Origin of the sequence: Streptomyces sp. NPDC085946 (genome assembly GCF_044540485.1) — a bacterium.
Classification (GTDB): domain Bacteria; phylum Actinomycetota; class Actinomycetes; order Streptomycetales; family Streptomycetaceae; genus Streptomyces.
Genome location: NZ_JBITSF010000004.1, coordinates 181,318 through 196,400 on the forward strand (window position 1 = coordinate 181,318; position 15,083 = coordinate 196,400).

At 74.0% G+C, this 15,083-nt stretch carries 14 protein-coding genes; 4 read left to right on the forward strand and 10 right to left on the reverse strand.

The annotated features are described in order from the left end of the window. Positions 1–102 precede the first annotated feature (102 nt). The 10 genes from ACIF8T_RS10885 to ACIF8T_RS10930 all read right to left on the reverse strand — a co-directional run bounded on the left by ACIF8T_RS10885 (position 103) and on the right by ACIF8T_RS10930 (position 10,521). Complete coding sequence (locus tag ACIF8T_RS10885; RefSeq protein WP_400033423.1) at positions 103–1,422, reverse strand: hypothetical protein; 1,320 nt, start codon at positions 1,420–1,422, stop codon at positions 103–105. 11 nt (positions 1,423–1,433) lie between these two features. After that, entirely contained in the window at positions 1,434–2,909 is a 1,476-nt protein-coding gene (aspA, locus tag ACIF8T_RS10890; protein WP_400033425.1) for an aspartate ammonia-lyase, read from the reverse strand. After that, entirely contained in the window at positions 2,906–3,949 is a 1,044-nt protein-coding gene (locus ACIF8T_RS10895) for an asparaginase (RefSeq protein WP_400033917.1), read from the reverse strand. The genes aspA and ACIF8T_RS10895 overlap by 4 nt, the downstream gene beginning before the upstream one ends. A 50-nt stretch (positions 3,950–3,999) precedes the next feature. Continuing rightward, positions 4,000–4,671: a FadR/GntR family transcriptional regulator gene (locus tag ACIF8T_RS10900; RefSeq protein ID WP_400033919.1), complete on the reverse strand. Its 672-nt coding sequence runs from the start codon at positions 4,669–4,671 to the stop codon at positions 4,000–4,002. 134 nt (positions 4,672–4,805) lie between these two features. Further along, positions 4,806–5,180, reverse strand: a complete 375-nt coding sequence (crcB, locus tag ACIF8T_RS10905; RefSeq protein WP_400033427.1) for a fluoride efflux transporter CrcB — start codon at positions 5,178–5,180, stop codon at positions 4,806–4,808. Beyond that, entirely contained in the window at positions 5,177–5,530 is a 354-nt protein-coding gene (locus tag ACIF8T_RS10910) for a DUF190 domain-containing protein (protein ID WP_400033429.1), read from the reverse strand. Before ACIF8T_RS10910 ends, crcB (ACIF8T_RS10905) begins: the two co-directional genes overlap by 4 nt. Continuing rightward, complete coding sequence (crcB, locus tag ACIF8T_RS10915; RefSeq protein ID WP_400033431.1) at positions 5,527–5,991, reverse strand: fluoride efflux transporter CrcB; 465 nt, start codon at positions 5,989–5,991, stop codon at positions 5,527–5,529. The genes ACIF8T_RS10910 and crcB (ACIF8T_RS10915) overlap by 4 nt, the downstream gene beginning before the upstream one ends. Positions 5,992–6,377: 386 nt before the next feature. Continuing rightward, a complete protein-coding gene (locus ACIF8T_RS10920; RefSeq protein ID WP_400033433.1) occupies positions 6,378–6,635 on the reverse strand; it encodes an ArsR/SmtB family transcription factor in 258 nt (85 codons plus the stop codon). A 192-nt stretch (positions 6,636–6,827) separates the two neighbouring features. Then, positions 6,828–8,387: an arabinogalactan endo-beta-1,4-galactanase gene (locus ACIF8T_RS10925; RefSeq protein ID WP_400033435.1), complete on the reverse strand. Its 1,560-nt coding sequence runs from the start codon at positions 8,385–8,387 to the stop codon at positions 6,828–6,830. Positions 8,388–8,499: 112 nt separating this feature from the next. Then, a complete protein-coding gene (locus ACIF8T_RS10930) occupies positions 8,500–10,521 on the reverse strand; it encodes a beta-galactosidase (protein WP_400033437.1) in 2,022 nt (673 codons plus the stop codon). A gap of 253 nt (positions 10,522–10,774) precedes the next feature. Here ACIF8T_RS10930 and ACIF8T_RS10935 point away from each other — a divergent pair, with 253 nt between their 5' ends. From ACIF8T_RS10935 to ACIF8T_RS10950, 4 genes are read left to right on the forward strand one after another with little or no spacing between them, the layout of a single operon-like run. Next, entirely contained in the window at positions 10,775–12,094 is a 1,320-nt protein-coding gene (locus ACIF8T_RS10935) for an ABC transporter substrate-binding protein (protein WP_400033439.1), read from the forward strand. Beyond that, positions 12,091–13,068, forward strand: a complete 978-nt coding sequence (locus tag ACIF8T_RS10940) for a carbohydrate ABC transporter permease (protein ID WP_400033441.1) — start codon at positions 12,091–12,093, stop codon at positions 13,066–13,068. Before ACIF8T_RS10935 ends, ACIF8T_RS10940 begins: the two co-directional genes overlap by 4 nt. Beyond that, the gene (locus ACIF8T_RS10945) at positions 13,065–13,970 is read left to right on the forward strand and encodes a carbohydrate ABC transporter permease (RefSeq protein WP_400033443.1); all 906 of its coding nucleotides are present in this window, start codon (positions 13,065–13,067) and stop codon (positions 13,968–13,970) included. Before ACIF8T_RS10940 ends, ACIF8T_RS10945 begins: the two co-directional genes overlap by 4 nt. Next, complete coding sequence (locus tag ACIF8T_RS10950) at positions 13,967–14,998, forward strand: LacI family DNA-binding transcriptional regulator (protein ID WP_400033445.1); 1,032 nt, start codon at positions 13,967–13,969, stop codon at positions 14,996–14,998. The genes ACIF8T_RS10945 and ACIF8T_RS10950 overlap by 4 nt, the downstream gene beginning before the upstream one ends. The last annotated feature ends 85 nt before the right edge of the window (positions 14,999–15,083 follow it).

The window sequence follows — 15,083 nt, forward strand, 5'->3', positions numbered from 1 at the left end:
CGCGCCCTCACGCACAGCACCGGCGGGACCGCCTTCGCCCGGCCACCGGCGGCAGGGCGAGGAACGGCGCGGGCGCCGGCGCGTGAGCACGCCGGTGCCCGCTCACAGGAACCGGGAACTGCGCACCGGCCCGGACGTCTTCAGGGCGGCCCGGTCGCCGCGCAGCCAGGTGTCGCGCACCGCCGTCACGAAGGCGGCGACGTGCTCGTCGGGGTCGGCGGGCGTCTTCCCGTCACCCTCGTCCGGCGCGGGGTCGGCGGCCACGACGTCCGCGGCGATCTCCGCCTCCGGCCGCGGGTCGGGCTCCTCCCGCTCGATCCCGCCGTCGGCGCCCTGCCGCAGCCGCGCGCCCCAGGGCGCCACCACCGACTGGTGGAGCAGCGCGACGCTGTCCGGGGTGACGGCCGGCGGGTCGGTCCAGCAGCTCGCGTGCTCGTGGAGCACCTGGCCGGGCACGCGGTGGAACAGTCCCCCGAGGAGTTCGGGGCCGCCGTCCTCGCGGGCCAGGTCGTTCAGGTCGTACGCGACGACGACGGTGTCGTGCCGTCCGGGGGCGAAGGGCACGGCGGGCAGGCCGAGGACCTCGGCGGCGGCCAGGCCCAGGACGCGGCTGCCGCGGTCGGGCAGCAGGGACACCGTCTCCGGACGCGTCCCGGCCGCGTCGAGCACGGTCCGCAGGCGCAGCAGCCCCCGCAGGCAGCCGGCGTGGGTGTCCTGCAGCCACGCGTACCGGCCGGCCATGCCCGCGTCGTGGCCGAACGGGGAGAGCGAGCCGAGGACGGTGCCGCCCATGACGTACTGCCAGCCGCGCAGGTCGGTCCCGTCCAGCGGGGCGGCCCGCCGGGCGGCGTCGGCCCGCTGGAGCATCCGCTGCTGCCGGGCCCGCGGGGGCCGCCACATCGCGTCGTCCGGGTCGGGCAGCAGGGCGTGCTGGCGGCGGGCGAGGTCCAGGTCGCCGGCCATGAGCGCGTTGTGCACGAGCAGGTAGCGGTCGGGCCAGTCGGCGAAGCCGGCCTCGTGCGCGCCGAGCACGTCGGCGGCTTCGCGGTGGCGGCCCTCGTCCTCGTAGGCGGAGACCAGTTCCCGCAGCACCGCGGGGGTGTCCGGGGCCAGCCGCAGGGCCTCGCGCAGGGCGGGTACCGCCAGGTAGGACACGCCGCGCTCGACGCAGGCACAGCCGAAGTCGTAGAGGGCGCGGACCGTGCCGGGACGGGACGCCAGGGTCGTGGCGGCTTCCCGGAGGTCGGTGAAGCCGGCGGCGCCGGCGGCCCGGGCCACCACGAGGGCGACCTCCGCGAGGGGCAGGCCGTCGGTGCCGTGCCGGAGGTGACGCAGTGCCCCGGGGACGTCCCCCTCGTCCAGGCTCTGCCAGGCCGCGAGGAGTTCGGGGGACGTGGGGCGGCGGTTCTTGCGCGCGAACATGCGCAGGATCCTCACCCGTGCCCGGGTGCGTCCACAACCGGACAAGGAGCGGCCGGTCCCGGGGCGTCCGCGGGTCGGGCCGGGGCCCGGCGGCTGCCCGCGAGGGTCTCGGGGCGCAGCAGGCCGACGAGGGTGCCGGCGGGCAGCAGGCCCTTCTCCAGGACGAGTTCGGCGACGCCCCGGCCGGTGGCGAGGGCCTCCTGGGCGATGCCGGTGGCGGCCGTGTACCCGATGTGCGGGTTGAGGGCGGTGACCAGGCCGATGGAGTTCTCGACGGTGGCGCGCAGCGTCTCGGCGTTGGCGGTGATGCCGTCGACGCAGCGCTCGGCCAGCGTCAGGCAGGCGTTGCGCAGGTGCGTGATCGACCGGGACAGGGAGTGCAGGATGACCGGCTCGAAGGCGTTGAGCTGGAGCTGTCCGGCCTCGGCGGCCATGGTGATGGTGACGTCGTTGCCGATCACCTCGAAGGCGACCTGGTTGACGACCTCGGGGATCACCGGGTTGACCTTGCCGGGCATGATCGACGAACCGGCCTGCACCGGCGGCAGGTTGATCTCGCCGAGGCCCGCGCGGGGCCCGGAGGACAGCAGGCGCAGGTCGTTGCACGTCTTGGACAGCTTGACGGCGATCCGCTTGAGCACGCCGGACACCTGGACGAACGCGCCGCAGTCCTGGGTGGCCTCGACCAGGTCGGCGGCGGTCACCAGGGGCAGGCCGGTGATCCCGGCGAGGTGGCGGCGGGCCGCTTCGGCGTAGCCGGCGGGGGCGTTGAGGCCGGTGCCGATCGCGGTCGCGCCGAGGTTGATCTCGTGGACGAGTGCGGCGGCCTCGGCGAGCCGGCTGCGGTCCTCGCCGATCATCACCGCGTACGCGGAGAACTCCTGCCCGAGCGTCATCGGCACGGCGTCCTGGAGCTGGGTGCGGCCCATCTTCAGCACGTCGCGGAACTCGGCGGCCTTGCGGGCGAAGGCGTCCTGGAGGACGGCCATGGCCCGGAGCAGGCCGCGCACCGCGAACACCGTGGCGACCTTCACGGCGGTCGGGTAGACGTCGTTGGTGGACTGGCCGAGGTTGACGTGCTCGTTGGGGTGCAGGTGGTGGTGGTCGCCCTTGGCGTGGCCGAGCAGTTCCAGGGCCCGGTTGGCGACGACCTCGTTGGCGTTCATGTTGGTGGAGGTCCCGGCGCCGCCCTGGACGACGTCCACGACGAACTGGTCGTGCAGCTTCCCGGCGCGGATCTCGCGGCAGGCCGCGACGACGGCGGCGGCCTTCTCCGGGTCCAGCAGGCCGAGTTCCTCGTTGGCGAGGGCGGCGGCCTCCTTGACGGCGGCGAGGGCCTCGATCAGGTGCGGGTGGGCGGAGATCGGGGTGCCGGTGATGGGGAAGTTCTCCGTGGCGCGCAGGGTGTGGATGCCCCAGTACGCCTCGGCGGGGACCTCGCGGTCGCCGAGCAGGTCGTGCTCGGCGCGGGTGGCTGCGGCGGTCATGCGGTGCGGGCCTCCTCCCGGACGGCGGCCGGGGCGAGCCGGACCGCCGGGTCCAGGGCGGGGACCGGGCGGACGCCGCCGACGGGCACGCCGCCGCCGAGCACCGGCTCCCCCGCGAAGGCGGTGAGCGCCGTCGGGTCGACCCCGGCGTGGGCGAGGGCGGCCGCGGCCACCGGGACGCGGGCCCTGTTCGCGCCGTCGGCGATCTTCACGGCGACGGCCCGGCCGTCGGGCAGCGCGGCGACCTGGACGCCCTCGAAGCCGTCCTTGGCGAGCAGCCCGGGCACGGCCCGCATCAGCGCGGCGACGTCCCGGCCGGCTCCGGAGGCCATCTCGGCGTGCGCGCGCACCGCGTCGGCCACCCGGGCCTCGGGGGTGCCGGGCGCGGCCGTGGTGATGCGGGCGGCGGCGCGGGCCAGGCCGTGCAGGGAGACGGAGAACAGGGGTGCCCCGCAGCCGTCGACGGTGACCCGGGCGACGCGCTGCCCGGTGAGGTCCTCGACGGTCTCGGCGACGGCCCGCTGGAGCGGGTGGGCGGGGTCGAGGTAGTCGTCCAGGGACCAGCCGTTGACCCGGCAGGTGACGAGCATGGCCGCGTGCTTGCCGGAGCAGTTCTGGGCGAGGCGGGAGGCCGGGCGGCCCGCGCGCACCCAGGCGTCGCGGACGGCCGGGTCGAACGGCAGGTCCGGGACGTTGCGCAGGTGGTCCTCGGTGAGCCCGGCGCGCTCCAGGATGCGCCGGGTGCCGGCGAGGTGGCGGTCCTCGCCGGAGTGGCTGGCGGCGGCCAGCGACAGCAGCTCGCCGTCGAGCGGCAGCCCGGCGCGCACCAGGGCGACGGCCTGGAGGGGCTTGAGCGCGGAGCGGGGGTAGAAGGCGGCCTCGGGGTCGCCGAGCGCGAGCCGGACCTCGCCGTCGGCGCCGAGGACGACGACGGAGCCGTAGTGGACGCCTTCCACCACGCCGCCGCGCACGAGGTGGGCGACGGGGGCGTGGCGGGGTGCGCGGACCGGGGGTGCGGCCGCGGGGGAGCTGCTGTTCATGTCTGCCTGGTGGTCGTGGGTCGGCGCGGTCCGGCGGCCGGCGGCGTGCGTCACGCGCCGGCTCCGGCGGTGGGGTCCGTGCGCGCGGGGCGCACGATGTCGGTGAGGGTCGTCTCGACGCGGTCGATGTGGTGGGCCATGGCCCGCTCCGCGTCGTCGGCGGACCCGTCGATCAGGGCCTCGACGATCGCCCGGTGCTCGCGGTCGGACTGCTCGCGGCGCCCGCCCAGCTCGTTGAGGAAGGCGGACTGGCGGGCCAGCGCGTCCCGGATCTCCTCGATGACCCGCCGGAAGACCGGGTTCTGGGCGGCTTCGGCCAGGGCCAGGTGGAAGAGGGTGTCCATCGCGACCCACGCGGTGGTGTCCGTCTCCCGTTCCATGCGGTCGAGCAGCCGGGCCAGGTGGTCGAGGTTCTCCGGGGTGCGGCGCCGGGCGGCGTACCCGGCGACCGGGATCTCGACGTGCCGGCGCACTTCCAGCAGGTCGCTGGCGGCGTAGTCGCCGAAGGTGGGGTCCCCGACGGCGTGCGCGACGACGAAGGTGCCCTTGCCGGTCCGGGACACGGTCAGGCCCATGGTCTGCAGCGCCCGCAGCGCCTCGCGCAGCACCGGCCGGGAGACCTCCAGGGTGCGGCAGAGCTCGGCCTCGGAGGGCAGCTTGGCGCCGATGGCGTACTCGCCGCGCTCGATGGCGCCGCGGAGGTGGGTGAGCACCGCTTCCATCGCGCTGACGCGCCGCGGGACCGGCCCACCTGTCTGGCTGTCTGACAGGTTCACGGAGTGATCCTGCGGCGTGTCAGGGGTGACTGTCAAGGTGGCACCTGTCGGGCCGGGACGCGCGGGCCGGGTGGTGCCCGTCAGGCCAGGAACGCGCGGGCCAGCAGCACGCCCGCGGACGCCGCCCCGAGGCCGGCCGCCACACTCGCCGCCACGTTCAGGACGGCGTAGCGGTGGGCCCCGGTCTCCGCCAGGCGGAGGGTCTCGTAGGAGAAGGTCGAGTACGTCGTCAGGGCGCCGCAGAGGCCGGTGCCCAGCAGCAGGCGCAGGTGCGAGCCGGCGGCGCCCGCGACCGCCGCGCCGGTCAGCAGGCCCAGGGCGAGGCAGCCGGCGACGTTGACGGTGAAGGTGCCCCAGGGGAACACCGAGTCGTGCCGCGCCTGAACCGCGCGGTCGGTGAGGTAGCGCAGCGGGGCGCCGACCATGGCGCCCGCGACGACGAGCAGCCAGGTCACGGCGCCTCCTCGCGGCGGGCGGCGCCGTACCGGACGACCTCGCAGGCGTCGAGGACGACGAGCCCTTCGCCGACCAGGGCGTCGAGCTCGGGCAGGAAGGCCCGTACGCGCTCCTCGGTGTCCACGATGACGACCGCCACCGGGAGGTCCTCGCTCAGCGAGAGCAGGCGCGCGGTGTGGACGAGGGAGGAGGCGCCGAACCCCTCCACCCCGCGGAACACGCTGGCTCCCGCGAGGCCCGCGGCGCGGGCCCGGTGGACGATCTCCGCGTACAGGGGCCGGTGCCGCCAGGTGTCCCGCTCGCCGACGAAGACGGTGGCGCGCAGCCCGCTGCCGGCCGTGCGGGTCACGGTCGCCTCCCGCGCAGGGCGCGGCGGGTCGCCGCGGCGGCGAGCCACACCGCCGTGAGCGCGGCGAGGGGCGTCGCGGCGAGGCAGGCCAGCGCCGTGCCGACGCGGCCGTGGTCGACGAGCCGCTGGACGTCGACGGCGTACGTGGAGAACGTGGTGAACCCGCCGAGGACGCCGGTGCCGAAGAAGGGGCGGACCAGGCGGTGGGCGGGGCGGAACTCCGTGACGACCACCAGGAACACGCCGATCACGGCGCACCCGGCGACGTTGACCCAGAAGGTCGTCCAGGGGAAGGCGTCCGTGCCGCCGGGCCACGCCAGGGAGGCCGCGTAGCGGGCGGCGGCCCCCGCTCCCCCGCCGAGCGCGACCACCGCGACGACGGGTGCCTGGCCGCGCCGGGCGGACCGCCGCCCGGGGGCGCGGGACGGGAGGCGGAGTCCCTCCGCTTCCGGGGCTGTCATGTCGTGCGTCTCCTGCTCGCCGGGGCCCTGAGGCGGTGGTCCCGCGGGGCGGGTGCGGCGGGCCCGGCCGCCGGGCCGCGCGGTGATCGCGGCCGGTCAACAGGGTAACCACCGGCACGGCGGCGGGTCACGTCGTGGCGGGCGCGCCCTCGCACACCGCCACGCCGCGCTCCCGCGGGCCACCGGGCACGAGGGGGTCCGGCGGTCTCCCGCGCGCCGGTGTCCCCGCGGGGCCGGGGCGGCGGGTGAGGCGGTGCGGGCGGGGGCAGCGGCCGAAGGCGGTCCGGCGCCTCGGGTCCGGACCGGCCGGCGCAGGGACGCCGGCCGGAGCCGCACCCGCCCCCGGCCTGCCGTACCGGGCGGGACGCGGACCTCGGGTCCGCCCCCTACCAGCCTTTCTCGAACATGCGGGCGACGTCGGCGACGCGCATCTCGTCGCGCCGGTAGGTCGGGCGTCCTCCGGCCGTGCCGGTGCGCAGCAGGCCGGCGGCCGCGAGCACCCGGAGGTGGGTGGCGGCGACCGCGCGGGGCAGGCCGAAGCGGGCGGCGACGGCCTCCGCGGTGACCCCCCGCTCGGCGCGGCCCGGATCCTTCAGCCAGTCCAGGATGTCCGCACGCGTGCGACGGACGGGGTTCCTCAGCATCTCGCCCCCTCGGCCCGGGCTTCCTCTACGGCGTGTTCCCACTGTGCCGTGGCGAATGCGGCCCGGGCCGGAACTCGCGGCCCCTTGTCCGGTACCGAACGGCCTTGTGCGGCACGGCAGTTCGGCCCCGGCGGCCGGTGACGGGGGCGGGCCCGGCCGCAGGGGTGCGGCCGGGCCCCGGAAGGGCCGGGTTCAGCGGTGGCCGAACCACGACATCGACGACAGCGCCCGGTCGTCGTAGCCGAACAGCGCCTGGTTCTCCCAGCCGTTGCCGGAGGCGGCGTCCGCCGGGTCCCAGCCGTTGCCGGGGACCGCGGTCCAGGTGGCCTCCCAGTAGAAGACGCCGAGGCCGCGGCCGCCCGGAACGGCCTCCACGATGCTCGCCACGTCGTTCATCCACCGGGTCTGCCCGGCCACGGACGCCGGGTAGCCGGCCACCAGTTCGCCGGTGGTGTCGATGATGTCCTCGTGGGCGTCCTCGCTGCCCAGCCGGAACGGGTAGGCCGTCTCGGCGACGAACACCGGCTTGGCGTAGCGGGCGGCGGCGTCGTCGAGGGTGGTCTGGAAGTCGGCCAGCGTGCCGTGCCAGTAGCCGTAGTACGACAGGCCGATCACGTCGAACCTCACGCCCTGGGAGACGGCGTTGTCGAACCACCAGCGGGTGCCGGCCAGGTCACCGCCCTTGGCGAGGTGCAGGGCGACGGGGGTGGCGGGGTCGACCGCCTTGACGGCGTCGTATCCGCTGTTGAGCAGTCCGGCCAGCTGCGGCCAGTTGGCGGTCGAGCCCTCGTCCCACAGCATGCCGCCGTTGATCTCGTTGCCGACCTGGACCATGTCGGCGGCGGTGCCCTGCGCCTTGAGCGCGCCGAGGACGTCGTACGTGTGCTGGTAGACGTCCGTCTTCAGCCGGCTGTAGGTGTGCCCGGCCCAGGCGGCGGGCTTGGACTGGGCGCCCGGGTCGGCCCAGGTGTCCGAGTAGTGGAAGTCGACGAGCAGCTTCATGCCCTGCGCCTTGACGCGCTTGGCCGTCGCCAGGACGCGCGCCTTGTTGTTGTAGCCGTCGGCGGGGTCGACCCAGACCTTCAGGCGCGCGTAGTTCATGCCGGCCTTCCTCAGGACGGCGACCGGGTCCGCGACGGTGCCGGACGCGGTCCGGTAGACACCGCCCCTGGCCTCGCTCTTGGCGAGGGAGGAGATGTCGGCGCCCTTGACGGACAGGCCGGAGGTGCCGGACGTGAAGGTCAGGTCGTCCACGTTGATCCAGTTGCCGGCGTTCGCGTCGCTGTTGACGCTGATCGTGCACTGGTTGCCCGTCACCCTGACCGGCACGACGATCCTGATCCACCCACTGGCCGAGACCGGCAGGTCGGTGCGCTGCTCGGGGCCGCCGCAGTTCTTCAGGGCTATGTAGGCGGCGTTCTGCCCGCCGCCGGAGCGGACCCAGGCGGTGAGCCGGTAGTTCCCGTCGGCCAGTCCGGACAGGTACTGGTAGGTCTCCACCTTGTAGGCGGAGGACGCCCAGTGGCTGAGGCGGTAGGTGCCGCTGCGGCCGCCGGACTCCACGAAGGAGGCGCCGGCCGAGCCGTACTCCGACCAGCCGCTCGGGGTGGCGGCGCCCGAGCCGTCGGCCTCGAAGCCGCCGTTGGTGAGGGTGCTCGCGGCCTGGGCGGTCTGGGCGGGCAGGGCGGTGAGGGCGAGGCCCGCGGCGAGCGGCAGCAGCAGGGCCCTGAGGGTGCGTCTGGGATGGAACATCGTCGTCCGTCGTCCCTTCGACGTGAGAGGGGGATGGGGGTGGCCCCCGCCGTGCGGCGAGGGCCCCCCTCCGCCCGCGGCTCGCGGCTCGCACGGGCGGAGGGGAGTCGGCTCAGCCGTCGAGCCGCACGACCCGGACGGCCCCGGCCGGGACCACGAGGGGGCCCGCGGCCCGCTCGCCGGTGAGCAGCTCGGTGCCGGGCGCGTCCAGCGGCACCTTGGCGTCGGCGTCGGTGTGGTTGATCGCGAACAGGTAGCTGCCCGTCCCGCCGGTGCGGCGGACGACCTCGACGTCGCGGGGCAGGTCGGCGCGCGGCGCGAGCCGGGCGTCCTCGGCCGCCCGGCCGAGCAGGGCCTCCAGGCCGTCGGCGCCCAGGCGGGTGGAGACGTACCAGGCGGTGCCCGCGCCGAGGCGGTGCCGGGTGACGGCCGGGCGGCCGGCGGTCAGGCCGTCGGCGTACGTCCAGACGGTCTCGGCGCCGCGCGGCACCACGAACTCCGTCCACACGTCGCCGCTCAGCTCGGAGCCGTCCGGGCCGGTCAGGCGGACCCGCTCGCCCTGGAGCAGCGGCGAGAACTCCTCGACCGTGAGGCCGAGGACGTCGCGCAGCGCGCCCGGGTAGGCGCCCTCGTGGACGGCGTCGTGCTCGTCGACGATGCCGGAGAAGTACGAGACGACGAGGGTGCCGCCGTTCTCGACGTACCGCCGGAGGTTGTCCCCGGCCGCCCGCGTCATCAGGTACAGGGCGGGCACGACGACGAGGGGGTACCCCGACAGGTCGGCTTCCGGGTGGGCGAAGTCGACGGTGAGGTGGCGGTCGTAGAGGGCCGCGTAGAAGCTGTCGGCGCGCTCGCGGGCGTCGTGGTCCTCGCTGGGGCGCCACGCGAGGTTCTGCGCCCACCAGGAGTGCCAGTCCCACAGCACGGCGACGTCGGCCTCCGTGCGGGTGCCGCGGATGCCGGCCAGCGACTCCAGGGAGGCGCCCAGCTCGACGACCTCCCGCCAGACCCGGGTGTCGGTGCCGCCGTGCGGGAGCATCGAGGAGTGGAACTTCTCGGCGCCGCGCCGGGACTGGCGCCACTGGAAGAACATGGCGCCCTCGGAGCCGCGCGCCACGTGGGCCAGGGAGTTGCGGGCCATCTGGCCGGGCGCCTTGGCGGGGTTGCGGGGCTGCCAGTTGACGCCCGAGGTGGAGTGTTCCAGGAGCAGCCAGGGGGCGCCGCCCGCGACGGAACGGGTGAGGTCGGCGGCCATCGCCAGGTTGACGTGGGTGCGGCGGCCGTCGGTGATCAGGTAGTGGTCGTTGGTGACGAGGTCGACCTCGCGGCCCCAGGCCCAGTAGTCCACGGAGTCGCACTGGCTGAGCGCGGTCATGAAGTTGGTGGTGACCGGGACGCCGGGTGAGAGCCGGTGCAGGATGTCCCGCTCCGCGCAGAAGTTCTCGCGCATGGTGGCGTCGGCGAAGCGCCGGTAGTCCAGCGCCTGGCCCGGGTTGCCGACCGTGGGCGTCAGGCGCGGCGGGTCGATCTCCTCCAGGGAGGCGTAGCGCTGGCCCCAGAAGGCGGTGCCCCACGCCTCGTTGACCGCGTCGACCGTGCCGTACGTGGTCGCCAGCCAGCGGCGGAAGTGGGCGGCGCAGGAGTCGCAGTAGCAGGCGGAGACGGGGACGCCGTACTCGTTGTGCACGTGCCACAGGGCCAGGGCCGGGTGGTCGCCGTAGCGCTCGGCCAGCCGCGTGGTGACGGCCGCGGCGGCCGCGCGGTAGTCGGGGTTGCTGTGGCAGATGGCGCCGCGCGAGCCGAACGCGTGGCGCACGCCCTCGGCGGTCACCGGCAGCGCCTCGGGGTGGGCGCGGTAGAACCAGGCGGGCGGGGCCACCGTGGGCGTGCCCAGGTCGACGCGGATGCCGTTCTCGTGCAGCAGGCCGAGGACCCGGTCCAGCCAGCCGAAGTCGTACTCCCCGGGAGCGGGTTCCAGCAGGGCCCAGGAGAAGATCCCGACGCTCACCATGGTGACGCCGGCCTCCCGCATCAGCCGGACGTCCTCCTGCCAGACGCTTTCCGGCCACTGCTCGGGGTTGTAGTCCCCACCGAAGGCGAGCCCGGCCAGGCCCTTGGGGGTGGTCTCCGGCATGGAATGTCTCCCGGTGATCGATCAATTGGGAACGTGCACACACAGCGAGGCGGTGCGGAGCCCAACATAACCGCACAGCAACAACCATTGACAAGTGTCTGGGATGTTTCTCTACTGTGAACGCTCACAGAAGCATGGCAGGGCCTCGCGACGGGCGGGGACCCGGTCAGCCGGCACCTGCGCGGCAGGTTCGGCCGGCAACTGCAGGGCAGGTTCCCGCAGCAGGCGGGGGCCCAGGTCAGGGGAGAACTCCATGCCGTACACGAAGCGCCGTCGCCTCGTGACTTCCGCCGTCGCCGTCGCGCTCGGCGCCACCACCCTCGCCGCCTGCGGCTCGGACTCCGGGGACGGCGGGACCGGGTCCGGCCCGGTCTCGCTGACGTACTGGACCTGGGCGCCCGGCATGGACAAGGTCGTGGACCTGTGGAACAAGGGCCCGGGCAAGAAGGAGCGGATCACCGTCACGGTGAAGAAGCAGGCGTCCGGCGACACGCTGGTCACCAAGATCCTCACCGCGCACAAGGCGGGCAAGGCCCCCGACCTGGTGCAGGCCGAGTACCAGGCGCTGCCGACGCTGGTCAGCAACGACGCGCTCGCGGACATCTCGGACACCGTGGGCGACGCGGAGGACGAGTTCGCCGAGGGCGTCTGGCAGCAGACCACCCTGGGCACGGACGCGGTCTACGCGGTGCCGCAGGACATCGGGCCGATGATGTTCTACTACCGCGAGGACCTCTTCGAGAAGTACGGCCTGGACGTCCCGGCCACCTGGGAGGAGTTCGCCGAGACCGCCCGCGAGCTGAAGAAGAAGGCCCCGGACAAGGACCTCACCACCTTCTCCGCCGGGGACTCCGGTCTCTTCGCGGGTCTGGCCCAGCAGGCCGGCGCGAAGTGGTGGACCACCGAGGGCCAGAAGTGGAAGGTCGGCATCGACGACGCGGCGACGCGGAAGGTCGCCGATTTCTGGGGCGGCCTCGTCAAGGAGGGCGCCATCGACGACCAGCCGATGTACACCCCGGCCTGGAACAAGGCGCTCAACACCGGCAAGCAGATCGCCTGGGTCAGCGCCGTGTGGGCACCGGGCACGCTGACCACGGCCGCTCCCGACACCAAGGGCAAGTGGGCCATGGCCCCGCTCCCCCAGTGGTCGGCGGACGAGAACCGCACCGGCAGCTGGGGCGGCTCCTCCACCGCCGTCACCACGGACAGCAAGCACCGGGACGCCGCCGCGAAGTTCGCCGCCTGGCTGAACACCGACCGGGAGGCCCTCAACGCCCTCGCCAGGGAGGGCGGCATCTACCCGGCCGCCACCGGCGCCCAGACCAGCGGCGCCTTCCAGGAGCCCCCGGCCTACTTCTCCAACCAGGCGGACTTCTACACGCAGGCCGCCGAGATAGCGGAGACCACGGCCCCCTCCGCCTGGGGCCCCAACGTCAACGTCGCCTACACGTCCTTCAAGGACGCCTTCGGCGCCGCCACCAAGAACAAGTCGGACTTCGGTGCCGCGCTGAAGAAGATGCACGACGACACGGTCGCCGACCTGGAGAAGCAGGGCTTCGAGGTCGCTCGGTGAAGACGGCAGCACGCCGGAGGGCGTACGGGGCCGAGGAGGCCCCGTACGCCCTCCCCTCCCGCACCGGCGCACGCGCAACGGGACGCGGCGCCCCCTACCTCTTCCTCCTCCCCGCGACGGTCCTGTTCGCCCTCTTCTTCGCGCTGCCGATCGGCTACGCGGTCTGGCTCAGCTTCCGCAAGGTGAAGGTGTCCGGCCTCGGCCTGGGCTCCGGCGCCCGCACCGAGGTCTGGGCCGGCCTGGAGAACTACACCGCCGCCCTCTCCGACAGCGAACTGCTGCGGGGCGCGCTGCGCGTGCTGGGCTACGGCTGCATCGTCGTCCCCGTCATGCTGGGCCTGGCGCTGCTCTTCGCGCTGATGCTCGACTCGGACAAGGTGCGCCTCGCGCCGTTCACCCGGCTCGCGATCTTCCTGCCGTACGCCGTCCCCGGCGTGGTGGCGGCCCTGCTGTGGGGCTTCCTCTACCTGCCGGACGTCAGCCCCTTCTACTTCGTGCTCGACCGGCTGGGCCTGCCGCAGCCCGACCTGCTGGACGGCGGTCCGCTCTACCTCGCCCTGTCGAACATCGCGGTGTGGGGCGGCACCGGCTTCAACATGATCGTCATCTACACCTCGCTGCGGGCCATCCCGGCCGAGGTGTACGAGGCGGCCAGGCTGGACGGCGCCACCCCGCTGCAGATCGCGCTGCGCATCAAGATCCCGATGGTGGCGCCCTCGCTGGTGCTGACCTTCTTCTTCTCGATCATCGCCACGCTCCAGGTGTTCAACGAGCCGACCACCCTCAAGCCGCTCACCAACTCCGTGTCCACGACCTGGAGTCCGCTGATGAAGGTGTACCAGGACGCCTTCGGCAAGGGCGACATCCACGCGGCGGCCGCCCAGGCGACGATCATCGCCCTGGTCACGCTGCTGCTGTCCTTCGGCTTCCTGCGAGCCTCCAACCGTCGTCAGAAGCAGGAGGCGGCACGATGAGTTCTCTCGCCCTGCGCAAGGCCGGACCGGCCGCGGGCACCACGCCGGGCACCGCTCAGGGACCCCCGCTGCGCCGCCGCATCGCGCTGGTCCCGACCGTCACCCTGCTGCTCGGCGCGGTGTACTGCCTGCTGCCCGTGGCCTGGGTGATCATCGCGGCCACCAAGTCCGGCCGCGAGCTGTTCTCCACCTTCACGTTCCTGCCGGGCACCGGCTTCACGCAGAACCTCTCCGACCTCAGCGCCTACCGCGACGGCGTCTACTGGCAGTGGATGGGCAACTCGGCGCTGTACGCCGGTCTGGGCGCACTGCTGTCGACGTGCGTGTCGGCGTTCAGCGGCTACGCGCTGGCGACCTACCGCTTCCCGGGCCGCGAGACGATGTTCAACGTGCTGCTCGCGGGCGTGCTGATGCCGCCGGTGATCCTCGCCGTCCCGCAGTACCTGCTGCTGGCGAAGGCCGACCTGACCGACTCCCACCTCGCCGTCCTGCTGCCGCAGATCCTCTCCCCGTACGGCGTCTACCTCTCGCGGATCTACGCCGCGGCGGCCGTGCCCGCCGACGTGGTCGAGGCCGGGCGGATGGACGGGGCGGGCGAGTGGCGGATCTTCACACGGATCGCGCTGCCGATGATGATCCCCGGCATGGTGACGGTGTTCCTCTTCCAGTTCGTGGCGATCTGGAACAACTTCCTGCTGCCGTACATCATGCTCAGCGACGACGAGAAGTTCCCGATCACGCTCGGCCTGTACACGCTCCTGGAGCAGGGCGCCAACACCCCGGCGCTGTACACGCTGGTGGTCACGGGCGCGTTCCTGGCGGTGCTGCCGCTGGTCGTCCTCTTCCTGGTCATCCAGCGCTTCTGGAGCCTGGACCTGCTCTCCGGAGCCGTAAAGTCATGACCATGAGCAACACGGGGGGCCGGCGCAAGCCGCCGACGATCCACGACGTGGCGCGCGAGGCGGGGGTCTCGCGCGGCACCGTCTCGCGCGTGCTCAACGGCGGGCACTACGTCAGTCCGGCCGCCCAGGAGGCGGTCAACGCGGCCATCCGCAGGACGGGGTACGTCGTCAACCGGCACGCGCGCTCGCTGATCACCGGCCGCTCCGACTCGGTCGGCTTCCTGCTCACCGAGCCGCAGGAGAGGTTCTTCGAGGACCCCAACTTCAACGTCCTGCTGCGGGGGTGCACGCAGGCGCTGGCCGCGCACGACGTCCCGCTGCTGCTGATGCTGGCGGGCACGGAGGACGAACGGCGGCGCATCACCCGGTACATCACCGCCGGGCACGTCGACGGGGTGCTGCTGGTCTCCAGCCACTCCGGTGACCCGGTCGCCGAGCAGCTCCGCGAGGCGGGCGTGCCGCTGGTGGCGTGCGGCAAGCCGATCGGGCTGGGCTCCAAGGTGAGCTACGTGGCCGCCGACGACCGCGACGGCGCCCGCGACATGGTCCGCCACCTGCTGTCCCTCGGGCGGCGCCGGGTGGGCATGGTGACGGGCCCGCTGGACACCCCGGGCGGTGTCGAGCGCCTCGCCGGCTACCAGGAGGTCCTCGCCGAGGCGGGCGTGGCCCTCGACGAACGGCTGGTCGTCTCCGGCGACTACAGCCGGGCCAGCGGGGAGGCGGGTGCCGAGCAACTGCTGGCGCAGGTCCCCGGCATGGACGCCGTGTTCGTCGCCTCCGACCTGATGGCCCAGGGCGTGCTGGCCGCCCTGCACCGGGCGGGCCGCCGGGTCCCCGAGGACGTCGCGGTCGGCGGCTTCGACGACTCCCCCGCCGCGCTCGCCTCCAGTCCGGAGCTGACCACCATCCGGCAGCCGTGGGACCGGATCAGCGCCGAGATGGTGCGGGTGCTGCTCGCGCAGATCGGCGGGGAGGACCCGGCGGCGGTGATCCTGCCGACGGAGCTGGTGAAGAGGGAGTCGACCTAGAGGGCCCCTCCGGCACGGGTCCGTCAGGAGCGGGCGGCCGGATGTCGGCCTGCGGTAGTTGCACGTTCATCGAACGGTCGGCCGG

Coding starts and splice junctions, on each gene's coding strand:
- ACIF8T_RS10935 (WP_400033439.1), top strand. CDS start 10,775: ATGCCGTACACGAAGCGCCGTCGCCTCGTGACTTCCGCCGTCGCCGTC.
- ACIF8T_RS10945 (WP_400033443.1), top strand. CDS start 13,065: ATGAGTTCTCTCGCCCTGCGCAAGGCCGGACCGGCCGCGGGCACCACG.
- ACIF8T_RS10925 (WP_400033435.1), bottom strand. CDS start 8,387: ATGTTCCATCCCAGACGCACCCTCAGGGCCCTGCTGCTGCCGCTCGCC.
- aspA (WP_400033425.1), bottom strand. CDS start 2,909: ATGACCGCCGCAGCCACCCGCGCCGAGCACGACCTGCTCGGCGACCGC.
- ACIF8T_RS10950 (WP_400033445.1), top strand. CDS start 13,967: ATGACCATGAGCAACACGGGGGGCCGGCGCAAGCCGCCGACGATCCAC.
- ACIF8T_RS10930 (WP_400033437.1), bottom strand. CDS start 10,521: ATGCCGGAGACCACCCCCAAGGGCCTGGCCGGGCTCGCCTTCGGTGGG.
- ACIF8T_RS10900 (WP_400033919.1), bottom strand. CDS start 4,671: ATGGAAGCGGTGCTCACCCACCTCCGCGGCGCCATCGAGCGCGGCGAG.
- crcB (WP_400033431.1), bottom strand. CDS start 5,991: ATGACAGCCCCGGAAGCGGAGGGACTCCGCCTCCCGTCCCGCGCCCCC.
- ACIF8T_RS10885 (WP_400033423.1), bottom strand. CDS start 1,422: ATGTTCGCGCGCAAGAACCGCCGCCCCACGTCCCCCGAACTCCTCGCG.
- ACIF8T_RS10895 (WP_400033917.1), bottom strand. CDS start 3,949: ATGAACAGCAGCTCCCCCGCGGCCGCACCCCCGGTCCGCGCACCCCGC.
- ACIF8T_RS10920 (WP_400033433.1), bottom strand. CDS start 6,635: ATGCTGAGGAACCCCGTCCGTCGCACGCGTGCGGACATCCTGGACTGG.